This window comes from Streptomyces sp. NPDC093094 (assembly GCF_044754345.1).
Lineage (GTDB): Bacteria > Actinomycetota > Actinomycetes > Streptomycetales > Streptomycetaceae > Streptomyces.
Genome location: NZ_JBIVOX010000008.1, coordinates 226,779 through 250,657 on the forward strand (window position 1 = coordinate 226,779; position 23,879 = coordinate 250,657).

At 71.8% G+C, this 23,879-nt stretch carries 19 protein-coding genes; 8 read left to right on the top strand and 11 right to left on the bottom strand.

From position 1 onward, the window contains the following. Window positions 1-245: 245 nt before the first annotated feature. The gene (locus ACIQGV_RS19165; RefSeq protein WP_402496207.1) at window positions 246-2,045 is read right to left on the bottom strand and encodes a trypsin-like serine peptidase; all 1,800 of its coding nucleotides are present in this window, start codon (window positions 2,043-2,045) and stop codon (window positions 246-248) included. Window positions 2,046-2,273: 228 nt separating this feature from the next. On the opposite strand from ACIQGV_RS19165, the gene ACIQGV_RS19170 reads away from it, so the two are divergent. Then, a complete protein-coding gene (locus tag ACIQGV_RS19170; RefSeq protein ID WP_402496208.1) occupies window positions 2,274-2,927 on the top strand; it encodes a hypothetical protein in 654 nt (217 codons plus the stop codon). 60 nt (window positions 2,928-2,987) lie between these two features. Here ACIQGV_RS19170 and ACIQGV_RS19175 read toward each other — a convergent pair whose 3' ends face one another. Beyond that, on the bottom strand, window positions 2,988-4,001 hold the full coding sequence (locus ACIQGV_RS19175) for an aminotransferase class I/II-fold pyridoxal phosphate-dependent enzyme (protein WP_402496209.1): 1,014 nt from the start codon (window positions 3,999-4,001) through the stop codon (window positions 2,988-2,990). Next, entirely contained in the window at window positions 3,998-5,338 is a 1,341-nt protein-coding gene (locus ACIQGV_RS19180; RefSeq protein ID WP_402496210.1) for a radical SAM protein, read from the bottom strand. The genes ACIQGV_RS19175 and ACIQGV_RS19180 overlap by 4 nt, the downstream gene beginning before the upstream one ends. Window positions 5,339-5,579: 241 nt before the next feature. Between ACIQGV_RS19180 and ACIQGV_RS19185 the strand changes: the two genes are divergently transcribed. Further along, window positions 5,580-6,851, top strand: coding sequence for a helix-turn-helix domain-containing protein (locus ACIQGV_RS19185; protein ID WP_402496211.1), 1,272 nt, complete (start codon window positions 5,580-5,582; stop codon window positions 6,849-6,851). 237 nt (window positions 6,852-7,088) lie between these two features. On the opposite strand, the gene htpG is transcribed toward ACIQGV_RS19185, so the two are convergent. Beyond that, complete coding sequence (gene htpG, locus ACIQGV_RS19190; protein WP_402496212.1) at window positions 7,089-8,987, bottom strand: molecular chaperone HtpG; 1,899 nt, start codon at window positions 8,985-8,987, stop codon at window positions 7,089-7,091. Between the two features lie 605 nt (window positions 8,988-9,592). Between htpG and ACIQGV_RS19195 the strand changes: the two genes are divergently transcribed. Further along, a complete protein-coding gene (locus ACIQGV_RS19195) occupies window positions 9,593-9,889 on the top strand; it encodes an aminoglycoside adenylyltransferase domain-containing protein (protein ID WP_402496213.1) in 297 nt (98 codons plus the stop codon). Here ACIQGV_RS19195 and ACIQGV_RS19200 read toward each other — a convergent pair. Next, complete coding sequence (locus ACIQGV_RS19200; RefSeq protein ID WP_402496214.1) at window positions 9,817-10,347, bottom strand: GNAT family N-acetyltransferase; 531 nt, start codon at window positions 10,345-10,347, stop codon at window positions 9,817-9,819. The genes ACIQGV_RS19195 and ACIQGV_RS19200 overlap by 73 nt on opposite strands. 204 nt (window positions 10,348-10,551) lie before the next feature. Here ACIQGV_RS19200 and ACIQGV_RS19205 point away from each other — a divergent pair, with 204 nt between their 5' ends. Continuing rightward, entirely contained in the window at window positions 10,552-10,719 is a 168-nt protein-coding gene (locus ACIQGV_RS19205; protein ID WP_402496215.1) for a hypothetical protein, read from the top strand. A gap of 337 nt (window positions 10,720-11,056) precedes the next feature. Here the strand turns inward: ACIQGV_RS19205 and ACIQGV_RS19210 are convergent, their stop codons facing one another. Further along, a complete protein-coding gene (locus ACIQGV_RS19210; protein WP_402496216.1) occupies window positions 11,057-11,944 on the bottom strand; it encodes an NAD-dependent protein deacetylase in 888 nt (295 codons plus the stop codon). A gap of 99 nt (window positions 11,945-12,043) precedes the next feature. On the opposite strand from ACIQGV_RS19210, the gene ACIQGV_RS19215 reads away from it, so the two are divergent. Together ACIQGV_RS19215 and ACIQGV_RS19220 are read left to right on the top strand one after the other, a co-directional pair. Then, window positions 12,044-13,633, top strand: coding sequence for a hypothetical protein (locus tag ACIQGV_RS19215; RefSeq protein WP_402496217.1), 1,590 nt, complete (start codon window positions 12,044-12,046; stop codon window positions 13,631-13,633). A 78-nt stretch (window positions 13,634-13,711) separates the two neighbouring features. Then, the gene (locus tag ACIQGV_RS19220) at window positions 13,712-14,314 is read left to right on the top strand and encodes a hypothetical protein (protein ID WP_402496218.1); all 603 of its coding nucleotides are present in this window, start codon (window positions 13,712-13,714) and stop codon (window positions 14,312-14,314) included. Between the two features lie 168 nt (window positions 14,315-14,482). Here ACIQGV_RS19220 and ACIQGV_RS19225 read toward each other — a convergent pair whose 3' ends face one another. Continuing rightward, entirely contained in the window at window positions 14,483-14,839 is a 357-nt protein-coding gene (locus tag ACIQGV_RS19225; RefSeq protein WP_402496219.1) for a carboxymuconolactone decarboxylase, read from the bottom strand. A gap of 105 nt (window positions 14,840-14,944) precedes the next feature. Continuing rightward, window positions 14,945-15,349 carry a hypothetical protein gene (locus ACIQGV_RS19230; protein ID WP_402496220.1) on the bottom strand — a complete coding sequence of 135 codons (405 nt, stop codon included), beginning with the start codon at window positions 15,347-15,349 and terminating at the stop codon, window positions 14,945-14,947. A gap of 385 nt (window positions 15,350-15,734) precedes the next feature. Here ACIQGV_RS19230 and ACIQGV_RS19235 point away from each other — a divergent pair, with 385 nt between their 5' ends. Further along, window positions 15,735-16,190, top strand: coding sequence for an SHOCT domain-containing protein (locus ACIQGV_RS19235; protein ID WP_402496221.1), 456 nt, complete (start codon window positions 15,735-15,737; stop codon window positions 16,188-16,190). A 776-nt stretch (window positions 16,191-16,966) separates the two neighbouring features. Here ACIQGV_RS19235 and ACIQGV_RS19240 read toward each other — a convergent pair. Beyond that, window positions 16,967-17,860, bottom strand: coding sequence for a PhzF family phenazine biosynthesis isomerase (locus ACIQGV_RS19240; protein ID WP_402496222.1), 894 nt, complete (start codon window positions 17,858-17,860; stop codon window positions 16,967-16,969). A gap of 94 nt (window positions 17,861-17,954) precedes the next feature. Here ACIQGV_RS19240 and ACIQGV_RS19245 point away from each other — a divergent pair, with 94 nt between their 5' ends. After that, window positions 17,955-18,866 carry a LysR family transcriptional regulator gene (locus ACIQGV_RS19245; protein ID WP_402496223.1) on the top strand — a complete coding sequence of 304 codons (912 nt, stop codon included), beginning with the start codon at window positions 17,955-17,957 and terminating at the stop codon, window positions 18,864-18,866. Window positions 18,867-19,177: 311 nt separating this feature from the next. Here ACIQGV_RS19245 and ACIQGV_RS19250 read toward each other — a convergent pair whose 3' ends face one another. Both ACIQGV_RS19250 and ACIQGV_RS19255 read right to left on the bottom strand, forming a co-directional pair. Next, window positions 19,178-19,711 carry a hypothetical protein gene (locus ACIQGV_RS19250; RefSeq protein WP_402496224.1) on the bottom strand — a complete coding sequence of 178 codons (534 nt, stop codon included), beginning with the start codon at window positions 19,709-19,711 and terminating at the stop codon, window positions 19,178-19,180. A gap of 2 nt (window positions 19,712-19,713) precedes the next feature. Beyond that, complete coding sequence (locus ACIQGV_RS19255) at window positions 19,714-23,805, bottom strand: DNRLRE domain-containing protein (protein WP_402496225.1); 4,092 nt, start codon at window positions 23,803-23,805, stop codon at window positions 19,714-19,716. Window positions 23,806-23,879: the final 74 nt, after the last annotated feature.

Sequence of the window (23,879 nt, forward strand, 5' to 3'; positions counted from 1 at the left end):
CCGTGGTCCGAGCCGGAGCCCGTTCCTCCCCCGCAAGCGGGAGATGCCCCCGCCCCGGCCTGATGGCCGGGCGATGAGCAGAGCGGCATCCGGGTCAGGCTTCTTGCCGGAGTGCGGTGCTGCTCAGCCGATGTGGGCGGCGGTGGTGAGGTGGGCGGCTGTGCGGTGGCTGGTCGGGGCGGTGAGCAGGGCCCGGGCCCGCGGGGGTCCCCCGTCGGCCCGGGCCCTTCGAGCGGGGCCTGTGGTTACGGCCTGACCAGCACGTGCTCGGCGTGCAGGCCCGCGAGGTCGACGTCGGGGTGCAGGGACACCTTGCCGTACGACCAGATCACCAGCAGGTCGTCGGCCGGGCCGGAGCCGGAGTAGGAGCCGGCGGTGACGAGCTTGGCCTCCTTCCAGTTGCCGTTGGGCGGCAGCACCTGGGTCTCGGCGCCGAGACCCTGGCCGGCGATGTCGCGGTAGATCGTCGTCTCGCCGTCCGACCAGCGCACCAGCATGTCGTCGGAGCCGCCGTTGCCGTCGAAGTCGCCACCGGTCACGGCCTGGGCGTGGGTCCAGGTCGAGTTGGCGCCGGTGAGTTCCTTCTCGTCGTGCAGGCCCTTCTCGTCGACGTCGGTGAACTGGGTGACCCGGCCGTCGTTCCACACGACCACCAGGTCGTCGGGCCAGCCGTTGCCGCCGTACTTGCCGGTGGCTATCTGATATGCCTGCTTCCAGCGGTCGTTGGGGGCGGCCAGCTGGATCTCGGAGCCGAGCTTCTGGTTCTCGTCGACGTCCTTGTAGATGGTCAGTTCACCGTCGGTCCAGCGCACCAGCAGGTCGTAGGCGTTGCTGCCGGTGTAGTCGCCCGCCGTGATCTCGACGGCGTGGTCCCGCCACAGCGCGTTGGGCGGCATCAGCTGGATCTCGCGCGAGAAGCCCTTGCTGCCGTTGCCCTTGTAGAGGGTGACCTCGCCGTCCGACCACTTCACCACGAGGTCCGAGGTGTCCTGCAGTCCGAACCGTCCGGAGGTCACGTCCGTGGCGTGCTTCCAGGTGGCGGCGTCGCCGATGCCGGCGTCCGTGGGGGTGCCGCCGCCGCGCAGAGCGGTGTCGTAGAGCATCTTGACGTCTTCGTCGAACCACGAGCTGTACGACTCGTTCGGGTCGTGCCCACCGGTCTGGTAGCCGCCGATGACCCCGATGACGTCGCCGTTCCTGCCGTCGAAGTTGGCCAGGAACGGGCTGCCGCTGGTGCCGCCCGTGTAACCGTCGCACTTGATCTTCAGGAAGCGGGCGTTGAACTTGGACGTCGTCGTGACGCAGTCCAGGGGGGTGTTGCCGGCGCCGGGATAGCCGACGAGGTGCACGTTCGGCTGGATGAAGTCGTTGGCGCCGAGCAGCTTGAGCCGGTTGCCGCCGCCGACGGCGTCCTGCAGCAGCTGCCCGCTGCTGTTGGTGCCGACCTCGATGAAGGCGAAGTCGTAGTCGTCGCCCGCGCGGGTGCCCAGGGAGAGGTAGCGGTCGTCGAGGTAGACGTGGCCCGGCTTGACGGGGAAGACCCCGAACGGCTTCGGGTTGCTGCCGTTGTTGTACTGCGGCACGAACACGAAGTTCTTGAAACGGTCCTCGTCGTTGAGGCAGTGCCCGGCGCTCAGGACGAGGCTCTTGCCGGGACTCTGCACGACCGACGCCGAGCAGAAGCCGTCGACACCCTGGCCGTCGGTCATCGCCAGGACACCGACGGAGGGATAGCCGCCGAAGGGGTGCGAGGCCGCACGCGGCTTGGGACGGCCGGCCGGCGGGACGGTTCTCTTCTTCCCGCCCAACGGCACGGCGTTGCGCAGACGTTCGGGTGTCCAGTAGGCGTCACCGCGTCGTGCGGTCCGGACAGCCGCCTGCCGGGACGCGGCTGCGGCGTGAGAGGGAGAGACGGAAGCGGAGGCAGGGGCCGAAGGACGGTTGTCGGGAACGGACCCGGGCGTCGCGGCAGCGGGTGTCGCCGCCAGCAGCCCCACCGCGAGGGCGGTGAGCACACCGCGCCTCAGGAGAGTGGGCAGGTTCATGGGGGGTGGCAGACCTTTCGTGTCACTGGCCCCAAAGAGGGCTTTCGGAAATCGAGTTGATCTTGCACACCAAAGCCAACGGAACACCAACAACGCCCTAACGCCCCCAACAGGGACATCCGTCCCCACCACGGCGGGGGCCGTGCGGGTTGAGGGGCGGACACGGGTGGCGGCGGTGCGCGGGCTCGTCGCGGATCTGCCGGTGAGCGGCTGCGAGATGATCAGCACATGAGCTTCCGCGTGTATGCCAGGCACGTCCGTGACCGTGATCTCCCTTTCGGCAGGCGCTACCGCGCTCTGACGCACGCAGTGAGCCGCTACCGCCCGCTCGGGTTCCAGGGGACGTGGTCGTATCTGAACACGGCAGGCGATCTCAGGAACGACGAGACGGCACTGCTTCACGCACTGGAGAAGCTGGAGGCCAGCCGCACGGTATGGCTCAGGGAGATCGAATCGTTCGCGGACCGACGCCGCACCGAGAAGGCCCTGCACCGGCGGACTCCGCGCCAGGCGGAGGTTCGCCACGTGCTCGGGCACAGATGGCCCGGGCCCGAAGGGAAGCAGGCGGTGCTCAACGAGGTCGGGCGGCTCTGGGCCGTCCACTGCCCGGCCCTCTTTCCCGACGTCCCGGCCGGCAGCAAGGGAGCCCTGGCCGAGCTGGACACACGGCTGGCCGGCTGCGTCTCCGCCTACCTCGCACATGACGGGCATCTCGACATCGGTCGGCAGGACGCCCTCGCCAAGTGCCTGCCGGAGCTACGTCGGCACGTCGCCGAACTGGGCCGTTCGTGGCCCCTCCCCCAGGCGTTCGCATACTTCCGCCTCCTGCTGAGGACGGCCGAGCTGATCCACAACGGCAAGGCCCAGGAGACCGGAGGGTGAGCCGGGCTCCTCATCAGGATCAGCCCGCATCGGCGTACACGGCCGGGTCCTTCGGTGGTGTCATCGGGCCGCCGGTGTCGGGCCGAAAGCGTCGGCGAGGCAGGTCAGGACGGAGCCGGACCAGTCGCTCTCCCCGAACACGCCGACCGGCAGGGCGAGCACGCCGTACTCGCGCCGGAGCGTCTCCGCCGGGATCTCGACCGGGAAGAAGTAGTTGCCGGGACAAGTCCGGCTCGCCGCGGGAATCGCCCCGAGCACGTCGCCCGGCAACCGCTCGAACAACCGCTCGGCCCGTGCGGCCAGTTCGTCGACCACCTGCCGGGGCGCGTCGCTGTGCTCGGTCAGCAGACGGTCGGCGAGCCTCAGCTGTGCCGGCGTCGGCGGATCCGCCCGGAACACCTCGGCCCATTCGGCTTGCGCCGGACCCAGCAGGACCACGCCGAACGTGCGTGGCCACAGCCATCCCTTGGTGACCGAGTGCAGCAGGACCGCACGACCGGTGTCCAGCAATCTCCGTGTGCCGGCGGCGAACGGGGCTCCCAGGTCGTAGACGCTGTCGATCAGCACGTGGCGGCGTGGGGACTCCCCCAGCCACGAGATCACCGCGGCGCACTCGGCGTCGGACAGGTACCGGCCGAGCGGCTTGCTGGGGTTGGCGAGCAGCAGGTACTCGGGCCGGTGGTCCGCCGGCGACCTCGGCAGGGCCGGCGCCGGCAGCGTCGGGTAGGACGCGGGCGCCAGGCCCGCGGCGCGGGCCAGCTCGAAGTAGACCGGGTACACGTCGCCGGGCAGCCACAGCCGCGCCTGCTCGGCGTGCAGCCGGTGGAACGCCGCACCGAGCCCGTGCCGGACCCCTCGGCAGACCATGGCGTGGCCGGACCACTCCTGCGGCAGCTCGAAGCGCCGCAGCCAGGCACGGGCGAGATCGCACCGGTGCACCGTGCGCATGTCGGTGGGCTGTTCCGGTCGCATCGGGGCAAGCGCGCGGTACACATTGGTCTCGGCGGCGTCCAGGAGCGACGAGGAGTCGCTGAGCTGCCGCTGCCGGAGTTCCTGGAACTCGTCGAACCTCATGCCGCTGCGTCTTCCGGCACGATCTCGCTGGCCCGGTCCTCGAGGGAGGCGTAGCAGCGTCCGTCGGCCATGACGTTCCAGCTGCGTGCGATGCCATGGGTGCGTTCCCAGAGCAGGCTGGGTTCGGTGTAGGCGGCGATCCGCATCGGCCGTCCGTCCCAGCTGCCGTCGTAGACCGGCGCGCCCCAGGGCAGGCGGCTCGCCGGTGCGAAGCCGTGCTGCTCGGCGAACCGGGTGACGACGGACAGCGAAACCTGGTGCTCTCGGCTCCAGACGTTGGCGAAGCGGTCGAAGTAGAGCGACTCGGTGCTGGTGGAGACGTAGAGCTCTTTGAAGCAGACCTCCTCGACACCGAGGGCCGCGGCCCACGAAAGGTAGTCGGCGACCCCGGCCGCGTCGGCGACGCCGCCGTGCTGGAGCACGCAGATCAGCCTCATCCGCAGCCCCGGCCAGCGCTCGCGTTCCTCGCGCCAGGTGTCGATCACGGAGCTCACCGGCGTACGCAGCATCATCAGCCGCTCGCTGACGGCGTCGTCCTGATGGTGCCGGGAGACCGCCAGCACACTCAGACCTGCGGCGCCCAGGGCCGCGAGGCGGTCGGCCCGGTCGGCGTGCCGGCCTTTCGCCAGGGTGTGCGCGTTGGTGATCAGGACGACCTTCGGGAAGGCCGCCGAGCAGGCGGACACCAGACGCAGCTGCTGTTCGAACGGTATGAGCGTGGGCTCCCCGCCACCGGTGATCACTGCACGCTCGGCACCCGCCGCACGGGCTCGCTCCAGCCAGTGGGTGACCGCGTCCCACGGGACCCGCGCCGGCGCCTGGTCGCTGGAGATCGAAGCCGAGGAGAAGCAGAACGAACACCGGGCCTGGCAGGCGGAGGCGACCGGCAGGAGCGAAACCGAGCGCGGTCGCGTGTCGGCGTAGCGACGCTGTGCCGATCCGTGCAGGTGCAGGGAGGCCGCCATCGCGTCCTCGACGGTTGTCGGGCGCAGGGTGAACTCGTCCTCTGCCCGGTCGAGCTCGTGGACCGCCGACAAGCGGATGCGGGCCTCGTGCAGTTCCATGCCGAGGCCGGTCGACACGTTGGGCACCAGCTTGTCGGGGTCCACCGTGGTTTCCAGCACCAGCAGCCGGTCGCCCTCGATGGCCAGGCGGTCCAGCAGGCGTCGCGCCTTGCGGATGCCGATCCCCAGCTCCGCACGGGTCAGCAGGTGGAAGCGGTCGGGATAGGTGCTCTCCGGAATTCCCGCCTTGCCGTAGGCGAAGGCGTACTTGTCGAAGCCCTTCGCGAAGTTCGACAGCACGATGACGTGGAAGCGCTGGTCGCTGTGGTTCATCCCGTCATCATGCTCGACTTCCTCCCCTGCCTGAAGACAGAGGATTCCAGCGGTCGTCCGCCGGGGTTCCTGTTTCCTCGACGACCCCGGCGTTCGGCGGGCCGGCCGTGAACAAGGTCACGCTTCGAACCCTGGAACCGTCTCGGACGTATTGACGTGCAGACATGGGGAGCCCATGGAATGCCGTGCCCCGTCGGGGCATGCCTGCACGAGCCGGCAAACGGATGTGAGTACGGACCACATGGATTCGATCCGCGACGACGCAGCGGAGTTCGCGGCACTGCTGACACGTCTGAAAGAACGCACCGACCGCAGCTACGCGGCACTGGCCCGCCGGCTGGACATGCACGCCTCCACCCTGCACCGCTACTGCTCCGGAGAAGCAGTCCCGCAGGACTTCGCCGGAATCGAGCGGTTCGCCGCACTCTGCGGCGCCTCCCCCGAAGAACGCATGGAGCTGCACCGCCGGTGGCTCGTGGCCGTCGCCGCGCGGCAACGGCCACGCCCCTCCGGCACCCGGCAGGCGCCGGCGCCCCGCACCGCCACGAACGCGGCGGCGCCGGTCTCCTCCGCGGGCGATGCCGCACCGGCCGTCCCCGCGAGCGGCGGCAGCCCGGCCGTGGAGGCGCCCGGGCCGGCCTCACCGGCCGGTCAGCGCCTTGAGCCGGTCTCACCGCCCCGGCCGCGGCTCCGCGGCGGACGCTCCCGGCGACAAACCGTGTGGTCGGCGGTGTCGGCGGTCTCGCTGGTCGCCGCGTTCCTCGGCCTCGCCGCCTCCGCCGACGGCCCCCCTTCCGCGTCGGCCACGCACAACGGCAACCCCGAGCCGAGCCGGGCGAGCGCCGGCACGGCCCCGCTCACCTGGACCGCCGACTCGCACACGTTCGGGCTCACCGGTTGCGGCGAAGCCTATGTCGTCGCCAAGCCACCGCGGCAGGTCCCGCCGCCCCCGCGCCCGGGGGACATCGTGGCGTGGGCCGCCTCGCAGCGGGCGGTGCACGGAGGCACCAGCGGTGTGGGGATCACGGTGCAGGGACGCGGCTCCGCCGCCGTCGTCCTGGAGGCCCTGCACGTGCGCGTGGTCAACCGCGCCACCCCCGCCGCCGGCCGGGGCAGCGTCTACTCCTTGGGCGACGGCTGCGGCGCCCGCATCGTCCCCCGCTTCTTCTCCGTGAACCTCGACGCGCGCCGGCCCCTGGCCCGTTCGATGCCCGGCGACGACGCGGCGGGCACAATGATCCCCGCGATCGGCTTCCCCTACCGGGTGTCCCTGCGGGAGCCCGAAGTCCTGGTGGTCTCCGCGCTCAACGAGTCCTGCACCTGCGACTGGTACCTCGACCTCGACTGGTCCTCGCAGGGCCGCACCGGCACGGTCCGCATCGACGACCACGGCCGCCCCTTCCGCAGCACCAGCACAAAAGGACTGCCCGGCTACCGGTACGACCGCATCTATCACCAGCCCGGCCGCTGGGTCCCCGTCCCCGCCGTCAACATGGCGGCAACCGGCGGCTGACGGAGCAACGGGCCACGCAGCCCGCCCGGCAGGGCCGGGCTTCTGCCGGCTGACCTGCGGCCGGACTTCCGGACGGCTGTCCCGACGGGGTTCCGGACCGACCGGAGGGCCGGCAGGAGCAGGGACGGGGCAACCCGACGACGGTGTTCGGGCCGGCGGGTGCGCCGCCTCGCCTCCGGCTCCGCTCCCGGACGGTCCGCAGGACGCCTGCAGCCGCCCGGGAGCGGAGCCCCCGAATCACAGGGTGCGTGCCAGCCTGTCGGTGACCAGCTTCACGAACCGGGCCGGTTCCTTCGGCCGGCCGCCCTCGGCGAGCACGGCGAGGGCATGCAGCAGCTCGGCGGTCTCGGCGAGTTCGCCGCGGTCCTCGCGTTCCGTGTATGCCTGGTTGAGGGCCTTCACCAGCTGGTGTTCCGGGTTGAGTTCGAGGATCCGCCTGGTGGCCGGCACCTCCTGGCCCATCGCGCGGTACATGTTCTCCAGCGCCGGGGTGAGGTCGTGGGCGTCGGAGACGATGCAGGCCGGTGAGACGGTGAGCCGGGAGGAGAGGCGGACCTCCTTGATGTCGTCGCCGAGTTGCCCGGTCATCCAGCCGAGCAGTCCGGCGTACTCCTCGCTGCTCCTGTCCTTCTCGGCCTCGTCGTCCGTGTCCTGGCCGGTGCCGAGGTCGACCTCGCCCTTGGCGACCGAGTGGAGCTTCTTGCCCTCGAACTCGCCGACGGCGTCCACCCACACCTCGTCGACATGGTCCGTGAGCAGCAGGACCTCGATGCCCTTGGCGTGGAACGCCTCCATCTGGGGAGAGTTCTCGATGTTCTGCCGGGAGTCGCCGGTCAGGTAGTAGATGTCGTTCTGACCGTCCTTCATCCGCTCCACGTACGCCGCGAGCGTGGTCGGTTCCTCCGCGTCGTGTGTGCTGGCGAAGGAGGAGACGGCGAGGACGGCATCGCGGTTGTCGGGGTCGGTGACCAGGCCCTCCTTGAGGACGGTGCCGAACTCGCGCCAGAACGTGCGGTACTTGTCCTGGTCGGAGGCCATCAGGTTCTTGACCGTGGAGAGCAGCTTCTTCGTCAGGCGGCGCTGCATCATGCGGATGTGGCGGTCCTGCTGCAGGATCTCGCGCGAGACGTTGAGGGAGAGGTCCTGCGCGTCGACGACGCCCTTGACGAAGCGGAGGTAGGGCGGAAGCAGTTCCTCGCAGTCGTCCATGATGAAGACGCGCTTGGCGTACAGCTGCAGACCCCGCTGGTGGCCCTGCGTGAACAGGTCGTGCGGGGCGTGGGACGGGACGAACAGCAGGGCCTGGTACTCGAAGGTGCCCTCGGCCTGGAGGCGGACCGTCTCCAGCGGTTCGCGCCAGTCGTGGCTGATGTGCTTGTACAGCTCGTGGTACTCGTCGTCGGAGACCTCGTCGCGGGAGCGGGCCCACAGTGCCTTCATCGAGTTCAGCGTCTCGGGCCCGGGCTGCGCGCCGTCGTCGTCCTTCTCGGGGGCGAGCCGGACGGGCCAGGTGATGAAGTCCGAGTACCGCTTGACGATCTCCCTGATCTTCCACGGGGAGGTGTAGTCGTGCAGCTGGTTCTCCGGGTCGGCGGGCTTGAGGTGCAGGGTGACGGCGGTGCCCTGCGGTGCCTCGTCCACGGTGTCGAGGGTGTAGGTGCCCTCGCCGCGGGACGTCCAGCGGGTGCCCTGCTCCTCGCCGGCGCGGCGGGTCACCAGGGTCACCTCGTCGGCGACCATGAAGCCGGAGTAGAAGCCGACGCCGAACTGGCCGATGAGCCCCTCGGCGCCCGCCGCGTCCTTGGCCTCGCGCAGCTCCTGGAGGAACTGGGCCGTGCCGGAGTTAGCGATCGTGCCGATGAGGCGGGTGACCTCGTCGTACGACATTCCGATGCCGTTGTCCCGGACGGTGAGGGTCCGGGCCTCCTTGTCGGCCTCGACCTCGATGTGCAGGTCGGACACATCGGCGTCGAGACCGTCGTCGCGCAGGGAGGCGAGACGCAGCTTGTCGAGGGCGTCGGAGGCGTTGGAGAGGAGCTCCCGCAGGAACACGTCCTTGTTCGAGTACACCGAGTGGATCATCAGCTGGAGCAGCTGACGGGCCTCGACCTGGAACTCAAACGTTTCGGTCGGCATGGTGGGCAAGTACCTCACTGGGTCAGGGCGCCTGAAATGGTTCACTCACTGTAGAACAGCCGGTCACGCCTTGCAGGGACATGCGGGGCCGCCCCATGCGCCGGGCGGGAGGATCCGCGGGCCTGGACGCTGTCGCGTCCGTCTCGGCAAACTTCCTGGAGGATAAGGAAGTTGACCTCTCTGAGGGGGCATCTGTTCTGGGGGCCGGCAACCGGAGCCCGTGCGTTGTCCAGGTGCGGAAGGTTCCGGTGCCGAGTCGGTGTCGAGGCGGCGGATGGTGGCGGTGAGGCCGTCCTGCAGTGAGGCCCGAGCCGGCAGCCGTAGCCGTGGGGGTCTCCCGAGCGCAGTGCCTCACGGTCCGCCCGCCGTCCCGGTGGTCCGGCTCCTCGGACAACGGGTGGCTCACGGACTCGTGGCCTCCCGGCCCCGAACCCGTGGGTCCCGCCTGCGGCGCAGGACGAACGCGTGCGGGTGCCCCGGCCGGAACCGATGCCCGGTCCGGCGCCGCTGATCACCATGGCGCCGGCCGGCGATCGCCCTCTCACCGGCCCCGTCCGGCGCAGGTCCTCGGCCCGGTTCCCCGGACCGACGTCGTCCGGGCGAGTGTGGCGGGTGTCCCTGGCCTGCTCGATCATCTGGACAGCGACACCCGAGACGTCCTGCCGGCCTTCGCCCGCATCCGGGCCACGCTCGCCACCGGCCGGATCAAGTCCGAAGATGCCGCCGCCGACCGGGCCCTCGACCGGCTGCGCACCTCTGCCCTGCGGAGGTGCGAGCCACCGCTCGACGTCGAGGCGCTCTTCCCGGAACGGGCCGGGGCATCGTTCCGTCAAGGAATGGCCGCCGGTTCCGCGGAAAGGTCGATGACGAACGCCACCCGGTCGAGTCCGGGGCCGTCGTAGTCCGGCTTCACGGCTGAGGCCGTGAAACCGAGTCGGGTGTGAAACGCCCGCGACGCGGTGTTCTCCGGGCTGGTGATGCAGTGCACGTGACGGCGCCCGTGCGACCGGGCGAGCGCGAAGAAGGCCCGGTAGAGGGCACGCCCGACACCCTGCCCGTGCAGCGCCGGATCGACGCCGACGAAGTGCACATAGGCGGTCTCGGGCTCGGCCTGTGACAGGAAACCGACCAGGAAGGCGGCAATTTCTCCGCTGTCGCGTTCGACGCTGTCGCGTTCGACCAGAAAACTGGTGGTGGTGAAGTGCTGGAAGTACAGCCGGGGCAGAAGCAGCGCACGTTCCGTCGCCCCCGCCTCCCCCTTCAGGCCACCCCACCACATGTCCAGTACGGCGAGCACGCGGAGATGGTCTTCGTCGGCAAGGTGTCGGGCCCTCAGGCCGGCAGGAAGATCGTCGATCATCTGTGCAGTCTGCCAGCCGCGCGAGGCGCGTCGCGGACCCGGCCGCTGCCGGGCGCAACGACTCAAGAGTGCGCACGACAAGCCGACAGCGGCCACGTTCAGTCACCTCGGTGACTGGCCGCACTCGGGGGGACCCTCGCTGGTCGCCGTCGTCCCGGTCCCGCGACATACTGCTTTCTTCGTCCCGCCGGTAGGGGCACGGCCGTGGGGAACGGACGACGCGCGGCGGTCGCGCAGGTGGAGGGTGTGGCCGTGGACCAGGAACTCGCCGGGCCCCGCGACCTCCGGGGCACGGCCCGTGGGCGTCGCCCGCAGGAAGGCACCCGTCACGACGTCCGGGCGGTGGAGCACGGCGACGCCGCGCTGCGGTGACCGTCCCGGCGGTGGACCGTCACGCGGTCTCCGGAGAGCGTCAGCGGGGCCGTGCGCCGCATGCGCGTCATACGGCGCCAGTCAGTGGGGCTCGGCCACCGTTCCGTCCCCGGTCTCGCGAGCGCGCCGGGCGGGCGCACACCTTTACTGCCGATGCAGCCTGTGAGCTGCCCGGGACGTCAAGGCCGAGCCGGTGGTGGTCGAGCCGGACCGTGTCCTTTCTCCCGCGCCCCCGAGGAACGGCGCAGCGACTCCCCGGGGAGCACCGGCGGCCTGGCCGGCACACCGGACGTCCCACCGTCTCGCGCAGACGCCCGGACGCCCGGCCCCGGGCCGCCTATTCGTCGATACGCACACCGAGGCGGACGGCGACGGCGGCCAGGGCCGTGCCGAGCGGGAGCCCGACGCGGGTCAGGGCGTGCCGATCGCCCCGGGTCGGGTCCTTGTTGACGATGAGCACCGGCGTGCCGGCCTCGGCTGCCTGCCGGACGAACCGGAGCCCGGACATCACGGTCAGCGAAGAGCCCAGCACCAGGAGCGACGTCGCTTCGCGGACCCGCTGACGGCACTGCTCCACCCGCGACGCGGGCACGGATTCGCCGAAGAACACCACGTCCGGCTTGAGGACGCCGTCGCAGACCACGCACGGCATCACACGGAAGTCCCCGACCTGCTCGTCGCTGAGGTCGGCGTCACCGTCGGGGTTGATCCCGGCGGCCACCGGCTCGAAGCCTGCGTTGCCCTCCTCCAGACGTGCTGCGAGTTCGTGGCGCGAGCTGACAGCGCCGCAGGACAGGCAGACCACCCGGGCCAGGCTTCCATGGAGCTCGACGACGTCCTCGCTGCCGGCCGACTGATGCAGGCCGTCGACGTTCTGGGTGATCACCCCCGAGAGCAGCCCCTCCCGCTCGAACGCGGCCACGGCCCGGTGCCCGGCGTTGGGGCGGGCACGGCCGAAGGTGCGCCAGCCGAGGTGGCTGCGTGCCCAGTACCGGCGCCTGGCCCGGTCACTCGCGGTGAAATCCTGGTACGTCATCGGAGTGTGCCGGCTGAGGCTCCCGCCCTCGCCCCGGTAGTCAGGGATGCCCGACTCCGTGGAGATCCCCGCGCCGCTGAGCACCAGCACACCGCCGGCGCTCAGGGCATCGGCGACCGGGGCCGGATCCGTGGTGCCCGGCGGCAGGTCCTCGGTGGGGGTCCAGCTCAGGGTGGGACGCATGCGCATGCGGCCAGGGTACGGAATCAGGGGGTGCCGCATCCCTCGGAAGATCGCGGGGAAGCGGCGGGCCTGGCAGACTGTGCGCCACCTCGGGGGGAGATCGTCGTGCCGGATGAGTTGACCGTCCGCCGGATACTCGGTGACCAGCCGTTCGCCGAGATCGGCCGTCCCGTGTGGGCGGTGGCCGACGCACGTCACGGCTGTGTCGTCGCGGCCGGTGACCTCGGACACGTCATGTGGCGCGGCACGGGCCACTGGCTCGGCCACCGGATCGGCGTGTACGAGGCCGGTACCCTGCGTCCGCGCCACGTCGTCGCCTCCCGCTTCCCCGTGTGCGCGATCGAGCCTCACCCCGAACTGCCTCTCGCCGCCATCGGTACCGGCCGCTACGACGGCTCGTGGGACTTTCAGGGACAGCTGCTCCTGCTGCACCTGGAGACCGGGCGCGTGACGAGCCTGCTGAGCAGGAGCCGCCAGGTGCGCCACCTGCGCTGGCTGGAGGACGGCAGGCTCGCGATACTGCTCTCCCCCGAGGACAAGGACGGCGGGTTCCGCAAGGGCTTCGAGCTGGCCGTCGCGGTGGACGACTGGCTGTCCGCACCGGCCGGTCTGGTCGACCCCGACGACGCACGCCATCCGATGGCCGAGAGCGGTCTCCTTCACGACCCGCAGGTGGAGGACAAGCTGGCGCGGCTGACCGGGGGCCGGTGGCGGAGGCGGGCGGAGGTGCGCGACCTGGCGGTGCTGGCCGACGGCCGGGTGCTCGCCACCGGGCGGCACACGGACCTCGAATGCTGGGATCCGTCGGGCGTGCCGAGGTGGGCTCTTCCCGCGGACGGGGAGGGGAGCGTCCGGGTCGAGGCGGCCCCGGACGACGAGTCGGCGTGGGTGACGTACCGGGGCCACCGGCGCGACGGGGTGACGGGCCGGCCGGTCGACCGTGCGACCGCTGTCCGGCGGATATCGACGGCGGACGGCGGTGCGGTGGACTGCGTGGACGTGCCGTCGGCCCCCGAACTGTACGCCACGGACGAGGGCTGGCTCGCCCTGCGCCCGCAAGGGCGCGACGCACACGCCGCGCTGCTGCTCGCCCCCACGCACCAGGAGGCGGCACGTCTCGCCCTCGGCACCGGCCGCTCCAACTCCCCGGCGCTGCGCGTCAGACACAGCGCCCGCCTGCTGTACGTGGACGGCCCCGGCCCGGACGGCGACGCGCCGTGGATCCACGCGATCGATCCTCCGGGTGCCCACGGCCCCGCCGCCCTGCGCGCCCTCTTCCCCTTGCGCTGGGATCCGGCGTCCGCGCTCCAGCCCTGGTACGGCCCCGCCCTCGGGCTGAAGCACACCCTCGTCCACGCGGGCCGGGCGTACGAGCGGGGCGCCACCCGCACGGACGCCCGCGAGGGCACGTACGTCGTGAGCCGCCGTCTGCCGGACGGAGAGGCACGCTGGGTGCACCGAACCGACAAGCCGCTCGCCGATCTCGACGGCGACGAACGGAGGGTGTACGTCGTCCATCTCACCGGTGAGGTGGAGACCCTGGACACGGCGACGGGCGAGGTGCGAGCCCGGCACACCCTGCACGCGCACGGCCACCCGGTCACGCCGGTGTCCGCCGCGTACCGGGCGGAGCAACAGCGGCTGGTCGTGGGGACGGTGGACGGGCGGATCCTGGACTGCTCGGTCCCGGACTGACCGGTCCGCCGGAGAGCGCCCACCACGACGACGTGCCGACCGGACACCTCGGCGCACGACCGGAACCAGGAGAAGACATTGAGCGACGGCATCACGTGGCTGACCGACGCCTGGCGCGGAGCCGCCTCCGCCCTGTTCGTCACCTTCGCACGCGGCATCAGCCCACCCGGCCTCGTCGTCCGGCTCGGCGCCCGGTCCGGAGAAGTGCTCGACCCGATCACCTTCGCCGAGGCCGAGCGCATGACGTTCGACGACCGCGCATCAGCCCGCGTGGCCCGCTTCGGCGAATGCGCGGGCTGGTCGTACGCGGTGGAGCAGGGCCGGCCCTCCAAGGCGTGGTGGGCCCACCCCGACGTCTCCGCAGGCGGGATCGAAGTCCTGCATCTGACCCCGAAGCCGGACGACCCGCCCAAGGAGTGCTGGTACTACCGCGACGGCGAGACGGTCGGCCGTCTCGACATCGGCGACACCCCGGACGAGGGCATGGCGTTCCTGCTGCCGACGTTCGAGGAAGCCGGACTCCTCGATGACGACGTGAGCGAGGAGTTCGACTCGTTGCGTGCGACCCTGACCGCCTTGCAGCAGTACTTCGGACTGTCCCTGCCGCGCCGGGAAATCCTGAACGGCCGGCTGCCCGCAGCGGTGACGGCGGCCGCGCCGCCGGAAAACCTGGGGGACTGAGGAGCCTTGATCCACCACCGCCGCCGCCCTGCCCGTCTCCCGGCAGGGCGGCGGCGGTGTCGATGCCGTGTCCTTGCGCGGGGCCCGGGCGCCGGTGGAGCGACGCACCACGACGGCGGGCGCGTCGGCCGCGGTGTCCTCGTACGCCCTCAGCCGCGCAAGGCTGCCTCAGGAGGCGTTGCGGCTCTCGGCCTCGGCCCGGGCTATGGCCTCGGCCTCGCTGTCGGCCAGCGCGAGTGCGACGCCGAACGCCTGGGCGATGTGGCCTGCGGCCGACATGACACGCGCCGTCCCCACGACGGGGGCTATCGCGACGAGAAGGTCCTGGAGCTGCTCGACCGTGAAGTCGGCCTTGATGGCGGGGTTGATGTGGGCCAGGTAGGAGATCGCCGGTGCGTCCATGGCCACGAGTGCGGCAACCCGGGTGAGGATGAGCGTCCGCTCGTCCATGTGACAGCGCTCGACGGAGTCGAGCGTCATAGCGGCGATCGTGTCGAGTACCGGAGTCTCAGATGCAGTAGCCATGATGGGCCGCCTTCTCGTGCTGTGGAAGTGGAAGTCGAACCGCCACCCGCTCGGCGCGGAAGTCCCCCTGCCTGCCCGACGGTTGCGACTCAAGCGTAGGCACCCTCAGGTGGCCGCGCGCGTCGAGCCGGGCAGCCGGGCCGGAAGCGGTGCTGCTGCACCGGCCGCAGCCATGCGTTCTGTGTCCTGCTCCTCGAACGTGCCGGTGCCCCAGGAGCGGAACCGCAGCGTCACGGTGACGTCCGGCGCGGCGGGTTCGCCGTCCGCGTGCCAGGTCAGCAGGCCCGCCTGGGCCAGAGACTGCAGGGCCGAACTCAGCTGAGCCGGCGCCACGCCCAGTGCGTGGGCCGCGAGGTTGAGCGGGAAGCAGACGCTGTTGGCCTGGTGCACCGGGCTCGTGGCGACCAGGAGGTCGACCAGAAACCCCGAGGCGAGGCGGCCCTCGGGCACGCCCTGAGCGCTCGTCGCCCACTGCAGCGCCCAGTGCTCGAACGGAGGGGACGTCTGCATACCGGTCCTCCTTCACGCCGGCCTTGCCGGGCAGCAGGGCGTTGCCCGGCACACGCAGGCCGCCAGGAAGCGCCTGCTTCGGCATGGGTCATTTTCTACCTCTATGGGGGTTTTCTGCGACTGGAGGGCTCCCGGGAGCCTGTCATGAGGTGCAGGGAGCGGCAGGTGACGCTCCCGCCGTCGAGCGGTCCAGGTGATCCACCCGCGGTGTCCTGCGGACAGCTGCCCTCCGTGTTTCCGGCGGCGGGCATCCGGCAGCCGGCCCCCGGGACCCGGCGGCGAAATCACCCGGGCGGTGTGAGGCCGTCGGCCCGTTCCGGGCGCAGCGTGGACCTGGAACACCATCCGGGCGAGGGTCCGGGCGGGCGACGAAGGGAACACGCGCATGCTTCTCGCGTACGACTACCCCCTGCTGGGCGTTTTCTGGACCATGCTGTGGCTCTTCCTCTGGATCATGTGGTTCTTCCTGCTCTTCAGGATCGTCTTCGATGTCTTCCGGGACGACTCGCTGAGCGGCTGGGGGAAGGCCGGCTGGCTGGTGTTCGTGGTCGTGCTGCCCTTCCTCGGCGTCTTCGTCTACCTCGTCGCACGAGGCAAGGACATGGGCCGCCGCGACATCGAACACGCTCGGGCCCAGCGCCGGATGCTCGACTCCTACGTCCGTGAGACGGCCGCCGGCAGTCGGCCCGGCAGCAGCACCGACGAACTCGCCAGGCTCGCCGAGCTGCGCAACCGCGGCGACATCACACAAGAGGAGTTCCAGCGGGCGAAGGCACTCGTTCTGTCCGGCACCCGCCCCGCGAACAGCACCACGTCGGCCACGACGACCGGCACCCGCTGAGCACCGGCGGGCCGAGCGAGGCCGAGAGGCCACCACGGCACACACCGCACCGGGTGCGCGCACGAACAGCGGCAGACCGGCGCCCTGATGCCCGAGAAGGCGCACGCATCAGCGCCGGAGTCACCGGGTCGGTGGTGCGGTTCGGCCCCGGATCCGGTGCCGGGCAGGGGTGTTGAGCCGGTCGGCCGCGAGGGCCGTGGCCCGGGCGGTGTCGTCGGGGTCGGCGATCGGCCGGCCCCGGCGAGGACGGCTTCGCGGAAGATGCGCCACCGGCCTTTCCTCAGGCGGGCGCACGCGCCCTCGGCGAACAGGATGCGGTGCACCTGCGAGCGGCCCGCTCCGATCCCTTCGGCCCGCGCCGCCACGGCCGGCGGATCCAGCGTCCACTCGGCCGGCCCGGACTCGTCGAAGGCCCTCGGTCCCCCGACGGGCTCCCACCGCGGCCGCCCCGGCGGCATGGTCCTGGCCAGGGACTCGATCGTCCGGGCCCGCACCGCCGCGTCCCGTGGTGCCTTCCGTGCCTGCGCCGGGCGAGGGACGACCGCCCGCTCGCCTTCGTCACGCTCCGGTCGTGTGCCGGGCGCGCGGCGTTCCTCACCTCCGCGTACGGCCGTTCCTCAGCTCCGCGTACGGCCGTTCCTCAGCTCCGCGTACGGCCGTTCCTCAGCTCCGCGTACGGCCGTTCCTCAGCTCCGCGCGGCGTTCCTCAGCTCCGCGCGGCGTTCCTCAGCTCCGCGCGGCGTGCATGAACGCCGCGTGCGGCGCCGCCGGTCCGCTCAGGCTTCTCCCCCGCCGGTGCTCGCGCTCGCGTCCACGATCGCCACCGCCTGCCCGCTCACCCGCACGCGCGGGTCCTCGGCGGATGCCTCGACCCGGAGCAGGCTGGGCCGGCCGAGGTCCTCCCCCTGGCGGATGGTGAAGGCGCCGGAGGGCGGGAGCGCGCCGAGGGTGCGCAGGTAGCCGCCGAAGGCGGCGGCCGCGGCGCCGGTGGCCGGATCCTCGACGACACCGCCGACCGGGAAGGGGTCACGGGCGTGGAAGAGCTCGGGGGTCTCACGCCGGACCAGCTGGAGCGTGGTCCAGCCGTGACGGTGCATCACCTCGGCCAGAGCGTCGAAGTCGTAGTCGAGATCCGCGAGACGCTCACGGGTGGCCGCCGCCAGGACCAGGTGCTCGTTCCCGCCGAAGGCGACGTGCGGCGGCAGTGCGGGGTCGAGGTCCTCCGGGGACCAGTGCAGGGCCGCGAGGGAGGCGCTCACCTCCGCGTCGCTCGCCGGCCGGGAGCGGGTGGGGACGCTGGTGAGCGTCGCCGTCATGGAGCCTTCGGGCTCTGCCGAGGTGTCCAGGGCGATCTCACCCGCCGGCGTGTCGAAGACGAGCGGGCCGGGGCCGATCCGCTCGGCCAGGGCCACCGCGGTGGCGACGGTCGCGTGACCGCAGAAGGCGACCTCGGCAAGCGGGCTGAAGTAGCGCAGCCGGAACCGGCGTGCCGCGTGGTCCGCGGCGATGACGAACGCGGTCTCCGAGTAGCCGACCTCGGCGGAGATCGCGAGCATGGCGGCATCGTCCAGTGCGGCCGCGTCGAGCACGACGCCGGCCGGGTTGCCGCCGGCGGGGTCGGTGGTGAAGGCGGTGTAGCGCAGGATCTCGGTGCGTGTCCTCAGGTTCATGCCCCTACCGTGGCATCGCACAGGCATCCGTACAAACGATGGATATCGATCGAACCCATCTCCATGTCCGATGGCACCGGCTATCGTCGGCTCCATGGACACCCGGCTGCTGCGCACCTTCACCACCGTCGCCCGGACCGAGAACCTGACCGCCGCCGCGGAGCGCCTGCACCTCGTCCAGTCCACCGTGACCGCCCAGGTGCAGGCGCTGGAGAAGGAACTCGGCCTGCGCCTGTTCGACCGGCTGCCGCGCGGGGTGGTGCTCACCTCCGCCGGACGCGAGGTGCTGGCGCAGGCCGAGGCGGTGCTGGAGGCCGAGTCCCGTCTGCGGGCGGTCGCCGCCTCGTCCGGCGGCGCGGGCGGCCGGGTGACCGGACGCGTGGTGCTCTCGGCCGGCGAGACGCTGGTGTCCGCGCGGCTTCCGGGAGTCATCGCCGCGCTGCGGCACGCCCACCCCGGGATCGAGGTGGATCTGCGCACGATGGGGACCGCACCCGCCGTCGCCGCACTCCGCACCGGCGAGCTGGACCTGGCCCTGCTGCTGGAGGACGAGGCGGCTTTCCGTGACATCGAGTGCTCGCCGCTGGCCCGCGAGCCGCTGGTGCTGGTCTGCTCCGCCGAGCATCCCGTCGCCGCCCGCAGCGCGACCGACTCGCCCTCCGGCTGGGCGGAGCTGGCCCGCGAGGACTACTTCCTGCACGAGCAGGGCTGCTCGTACAGCGACCGGTTCATCGAGCAGCTGCTCGCCGCCGCCGAGGGCACGCCGCCCCGGATCACGCGCTTCGGCAGTCTGGAGGCCGCCAGGTCGTGCGTGACCGCAGGTCTCGGCCTCAGCCTGCTGGCCCGCGCCAATGTCGCGGACGCGCTCGCGGCGGGCCGCCTGACGCAGGTGCCCGGCGCGCAGTTCCCCGACGTCACCGTCCAGCTGGCCCGCCACCGCCGGCGCTGGCTCTCCCCCGCGGCGGCCGCGCTCATCGCGGAGCTGCCGCACCACTTCCCGCACTGAGCGCTGTCGCGGCGACGGACAGCGGGCCGGGCCCGCCCGGTGTCGTCGTGCTCGGCCCGGTGCGCCGGGGCCGCCCTCGGGTCACCGTCGGCGAACCGCCCGGCGGGCATCGATGCCGTACAGCTCGGCCGGCGCGACCGCGTCGGCCGTCCTCGCCGGCAGCCCCCGTCACGCCGCCCGCGTCCGCTCCCCCGGAGCGCTGCGCCGCCCAGGTCGCAGCGGCACGGTTTGCGGCCTGTCCACGAGTACGGAGGCCCGCACCCCGGTGTCCGGGGTGCGGGCCTCAAGGGGCGCTGCGGGGCAGGTGACCGCTAGCTGCCCGACGGGCTGCCCGAGGTGCGGGACCCGGAGCCGCCCGGTTTCGGCGGGGCCCAGGTGGGCTTCTCCGTCGCCTCGGCCGGGTCCGGCTCGGCGAGGGTCAGTCCCCAGGCGTCGTCCTCCCCTCCCCTGCGGGCCTCGATCGCCTTGGTCTGGCCGGTCTTCGCGAAGTAGAGGACCACGACCTGACGCACGGAACCCTCGTCGTAGAAGTCCGCCGCCACGTCTCCCTTGGCGGCGGCGCCGAATGCCTCGACCCAGTTGCGGGCCGTGGCATCGGCGTCCGTGTCGTCGACGGCGAGCGCGGCCAGCCCGTCGGCGTCACCGTCGGCGAGCCGCCACACGGCCTTCTGCACCGTCTCCAGGCTTCCCGTGGAGGGGTAGCCGACGACCCGCAGCGGCCGGTGATTGCTGTAGTCCGTCTGGTACGTCAGGGACGGATCGCCCTCCGACACGCAGCCCGTCAGAAGTCCGCCCGCGACGGCGGCGGCCAGTGCCAGGCGGGTGAGCCCTGTCTTCCGTGCCATGGTCAGGACCTCGCCCTCGGGCGGAGGATGATGACCCGCTCGATGTAGTTGGGCTTGTTGCGGTAGCGCAGGATGGCGGCCGCGAGGCTGGTCCTGTTGGTGTTGCCGTGCTGGATCAGCTGGAGCCCGTGCCGATTGCGCTCGACGATGGCCACGTGGTTGTAGCCCCGCTCCTTCTTCCACTTGAAGAGCACGAGATCCCCCGGCTGGGCGGTGTGGGCGTGGATGTACTTGGCCCCACGGTAGTTGATCATGTGGCGGCGGAAGTTCTCGGCGCCGGCCCAGGTGTAGCTCTTGTTCTTGATCCTGCCGAAGAGGTAGTACTGCTGCCACCAGGCGCGGTCGTGCTTGCGCCCGCCCGAGCGGGTCTTCATCTTGCCGCCGTAGTACAGCGCCTTCGACACGAAGTTCGTGCAGTCCTGGCCGTACTCCCAGCGCGTGTTGGCGTTCCGGGAGGCCCACTTGACCGTGCCGGAGCCGGACACCTGCGCCGCGGAGCGCTTGACGCGCAGCGCGGGCCTGCGGACGGCCGGCGCGGGTTCCTCGACCGGCAGGCCGTCCGCGTCGAGCGCGATCGGCTCGTCGGGCACCTCGCTGATGGGGCCCAGTGAGTCGTCGGTGGTCTCCAGACCGTCGGCGGCCTCGGCCGACGCCGGGAGCACCGCTTCCGCCGCGGGGGCGTCCGCCTCGACGTGGAGGATCGGGGCACCGCTGTTGGTGCTGAAGGTGAAGCGCTGCTCCCGCCGTCCCTCCTCCGGCTCACCGGCCGGGTCAGCCGGATCGGTCGTGTTCCCGCCCGTCAGGACGGCCGAGTCCACGAGGACCGCGCGCAGGAACACCGTGCCGTTGTCGTCGACGCCGACCAGGACGTCGGACAGCTTCGTCGTCATCTCGGTGTAGCGCTGACCGCGCCGGTCCAGTACGTTCCTGACCTCCGCGAGGTCCGCGGCCTGGGCGCCGAGCAGGTCCTGGAACGCGGCTCCGCGCGAGCTCGCGGCGAGGGCCGCCGCCGTGGTCGGATGCTTGCCGGTGAGGATGGCGCTGCGGGCGTCGGCGTACTGCTGCACGATCTCCCGGTAGGTGGCCGCTCCGCCCGGGACGGCCACGGGGGTGAGCGCTTCCGACGCCGTGCCGGGACCGGTGCCGTACGGGGTACGGGCCGTCACGGTCACCCGGTGGGCGGTGCCGTTCCCCAGTCCGTCCACGACGATGTGCGTGTCGCGGGTGGTGGCCCTGGTGGCCTCGCTGCCGTCGGCCTTCGTGACGACGACGGTGTACTCCGCGCCGTCCGTCGCCGAACCCAGGTCCAGCGGCGGGTTCCAGGTCGCCAGGAGCCCGCCGTCACCGGCGGTCACATGCAGGTCCTGCGGGGCTCCGGGCGCGGTCGGTGCCACATAGGTGATGACGAGCTGCGGCCGCTTCGCCTGGTCCGTGCTGCGGCTCGAGTGGTAGGTGACGGTCTGCGCGGTGTCGGCGGCGGGCAGCCGCACCACGAACCCGTCGCTCGTCCGCTCGTCGATCCAGGACTGCACCAGCGGCGCGAGGTCCTGGGTGTCGGCGGGCGCGGCTTCGGCGAACGGGGCGTCGTCCAGCGCGTCCAGCAGGCCGGTTCCGGTGCGCGGGGTGGCCCAGGGTTCGCGCAGCTGGTACATCTCGACCGGCCGCTGCGCACAGGTGCCGGTGCCGCATTCGGCCGGAGTCAGCACGAGCCGGGCCCGGGTGACCCTGGCACCCGCCGGTACCTTGCCGAGGTCGGGCTTGAGCCAGGCGGTCCGCTCGGTGTCGGTGCCGCCGCCCAGCGTCAGCCGGCCGTCGGTGGCGGCGGGGCAGCCGCCGTCCTTGCAGACCTTGGTGCCGACCGGCACCGTGGCGTCCTCCAGGGAGGCACCCGTGAGGGTCACGGACGTGGTGGCGGGAGCGGTCGGGTCGGCCGCGTCGGTGGCGGTGAACTCCTGCTCGTAGGACCAGGCCGAGCAGCCCCGGTCGGTGCAGGCACGCATCGCCCAGAGGTACGTCGTGCCCGCGCGCAGTGCGCCTTCGGGGACGCGTGCCGCGGCGCGCTGGCCGCTGTCCACCCAGGTCTCCGGGACGCTCACCCCGGGAAGCTGCTTCCCGTCGGCGTCGCGCAGGACGAACTCGGCCCGCACGCGGCCCTGTTCGGGGCTGGACACCAGCCCGGACAGCAGCGGGGTGAGGGACTGCGTGGCCCCGGACTCCAGTGCCTGCGGCATGTCCGGCAGACCGCCGGGACGGCGTCCGGTGCCGACCGTGAAGGTGGCCCAGTCGGACCAGGCGAGGTTGTAGTGCGTGCCGTCGTAGGGGCTGGTGCGGAACCGGTAGGTCGCACCGTCCTTGAGAAGGCCGTCGGGGACGGTCACGGCCGCGGCGCGTCCGGAGTCGACCCGCGGCGAGACGAGGTAGTCGCCCACCCGCTTGCCGGTCGCCGCGTCGACGATCTCGAAGGTGCCGGTGACACGGTCACCGTCCTTGTCGGAGAACGTGTCCCGCAGGGTCGGTGTCGTGGTGTTGACCTGCCAGGTGCCCGAGGCGTCCCGGGTGAAGGGCGGGCCGGCCTGGCGGTTGTTGCCCGAGCGCGGACGGAAGTTGTAGGTGACCGTCAGCTTGGGCGGATTGCTGGTGGCGTTGGCGGAGTTGACCCGCTTCCACTGCCCGACGGCCGACTCGTCGGCGGCCTTCAGGCCCATGCCGGACTGCGGCGCCTTGGCAGAGGCCCACGTCTGCACGAGTGAGGTCACGTCGGCGTTGATCCAGCCGGCGGCGCCGCACTTCGCGTTGCCCTTGGTCTCGGTGGACGTCGCGTGCTGGGTGTACAGGTCGGGCTGGGACGTCCAGCGGCTCGAGACCGACGCCTTGTCGGCCGACCAGACCGTCCAGGGCTGGGGCTTGCAGTCGGTGTTGGCCGAGTGGAAGTTCCACAGGCTGAGCTGGGCGCTCGTCACCAGGGCGTCCGCGAGGGGAGCCGTTCCCCAGGTGATGAAGGAACGCGCGGTGCGCGGGGTGCCGTTGGCGTTCTTCGTGCCCGGGTTGCCGAGGTCCAGCTCGGTGTCGGTGGACCAGTCGCGGGTCTCGCCCTGCTGGACGTAGGTGTCGAAGACGTTGCTGAGGGCGGAGGTCGAGGGGTCGACGGTGACCGGGTACCGCGTCGCGGGGTCGGCCAGGAACGCGGCGTCCGGCGCGACCACGAGGTCGACCGAGGAGCCCCGCTGCTTCACCTGCATGGACACCGGCACGCGGCGGGTGTGCTCGCCGGACCGTTCGTCGACGGTCGCGTCCCACATCACCGGGGCAGGCATGACGGCCCGCTCCTGGCCGGTCCTGCGGTCCGTGAACAGCACGCTGCCGTCGGGCTGTTGCCGGGCACGCAGCCCCTTCGCGCGCAGCGGAAGGGTGTAGCTGTAGTCCTTCGTGGACGGGCGCCGCTTGATCTCGACGTACTGCTCGAATCCCGTACGGGTGGCTTCCACGACGACGTCGGCGCCCGGGACGGCCTCGGGGTAGGTGGCGCGGTTGCCGTCCAGTTCGGGCTGCGGCAGACCGCCCTTCCACTGGAGGGTGACCTGCTGCTCGCCCTCGCCGAGGGTGACGAGGTCGCGCGCGCCTGCCGTGCGGGCGGCGCCGAGAGAGGTGGCGGGCGTCCCGCCTTCGCCGGCGAGGGTGAGCGAGGCGGGGTGGGCCTTGGCCACCACCGTGCCGTCACGGCGTTCGGTGAGATCGGTGTCGACGGTGACCCAGCTGCCGTTGCGGTCGAACCGTACGGGACCGGCGGTGAGTTCGGTCGTCAGGGAGCCGTCCTGGTTGACCCAGGTGGTGGAGGTCTCGGTGCGCTCGGACAGTGCCTCCACCCGCTTGCCGGAACGCTTCGCCGCAGCGCGGGCGGACGGAACGTCGGGAGCGGAGAGCTTTGCGGCCGGCCCGTTCACGGCGGGTGCCGCCGCGACGGCCGACGGGGGCGTCGCCAGGACGGCCCCGCTCAGCAGGGTCAGCGAGAGGGCGAGCAGGGCAGTGGTGCGGGGCAGGCGTCCGGGCGCGCGCGAAGTGTCCCGTTCCCCCGGAACGGGCGGTGCTATGTGCATGGTGTGCATTCGACCCTTGGTCAGATGGTCAGAGAGCAATTGAAGAAGTCGTAAAGCTAGTGCCTGGCTGGTGT

Bases quoted from the DNA above. Each gene is read 5' to 3' on its own strand.
- ACIQGV_RS19165 (WP_402496207.1), bottom strand. From the start codon at position 2,045: ATGAACCTGCCCACTCTCCTGAGGCGCGGTGTGCTCACCGCCCTCGCG.
- ACIQGV_RS19170 (WP_402496208.1), top strand. From the start codon at position 2,274: ATGAGCTTCCGCGTGTATGCCAGGCACGTCCGTGACCGTGATCTCCCT.
- ACIQGV_RS19175 (WP_402496209.1), bottom strand. From the start codon at position 4,001: ATGAGGTTCGACGAGTTCCAGGAACTCCGGCAGCGGCAGCTCAGCGAC.
- ACIQGV_RS19180 (WP_402496210.1), bottom strand. From the start codon at position 5,338: ATGAACCACAGCGACCAGCGCTTCCACGTCATCGTGCTGTCGAACTTC.
- ACIQGV_RS19185 (WP_402496211.1), top strand. From the start codon at position 5,580: ATGGATTCGATCCGCGACGACGCAGCGGAGTTCGCGGCACTGCTGACA.
- htpG (WP_402496212.1), bottom strand. From the start codon at position 8,987: ATGCCGACCGAAACGTTTGAGTTCCAGGTCGAGGCCCGTCAGCTGCTC.
- ACIQGV_RS19200 (WP_402496214.1), bottom strand. From the start codon at position 10,347: ATGATCGACGATCTTCCTGCCGGCCTGAGGGCCCGACACCTTGCCGAC.
- ACIQGV_RS19210 (WP_402496216.1), bottom strand. From the start codon at position 11,944: ATGCGCATGCGTCCCACCCTGAGCTGGACCCCCACCGAGGACCTGCCG.
- ACIQGV_RS19225 (WP_402496219.1), bottom strand. From the start codon at position 14,839: ATGGCTACTGCATCTGAGACTCCGGTACTCGACACGATCGCCGCTATG.
- ACIQGV_RS19230 (WP_402496220.1), bottom strand. From the start codon at position 15,349: ATGCAGACGTCCCCTCCGTTCGAGCACTGGGCGCTGCAGTGGGCGACG.
- ACIQGV_RS19235 (WP_402496221.1), top strand. From the start codon at position 15,735: ATGCTTCTCGCGTACGACTACCCCCTGCTGGGCGTTTTCTGGACCATG.
- ACIQGV_RS19240 (WP_402496222.1), bottom strand. From the start codon at position 17,860: ATGAACCTGAGGACACGCACCGAGATCCTGCGCTACACCGCCTTCACC.
- ACIQGV_RS19245 (WP_402496223.1), top strand. From the start codon at position 17,955: ATGGACACCCGGCTGCTGCGCACCTTCACCACCGTCGCCCGGACCGAG.
- ACIQGV_RS19250 (WP_402496224.1), bottom strand. From the start codon at position 19,711: ATGGCACGGAAGACAGGGCTCACCCGCCTGGCACTGGCCGCCGCCGTC.
- ACIQGV_RS19255 (WP_402496225.1), bottom strand. From the start codon at position 23,805: ATGCACATAGCACCGCCCGTTCCGGGGGAACGGGACACTTCGCGCGCG.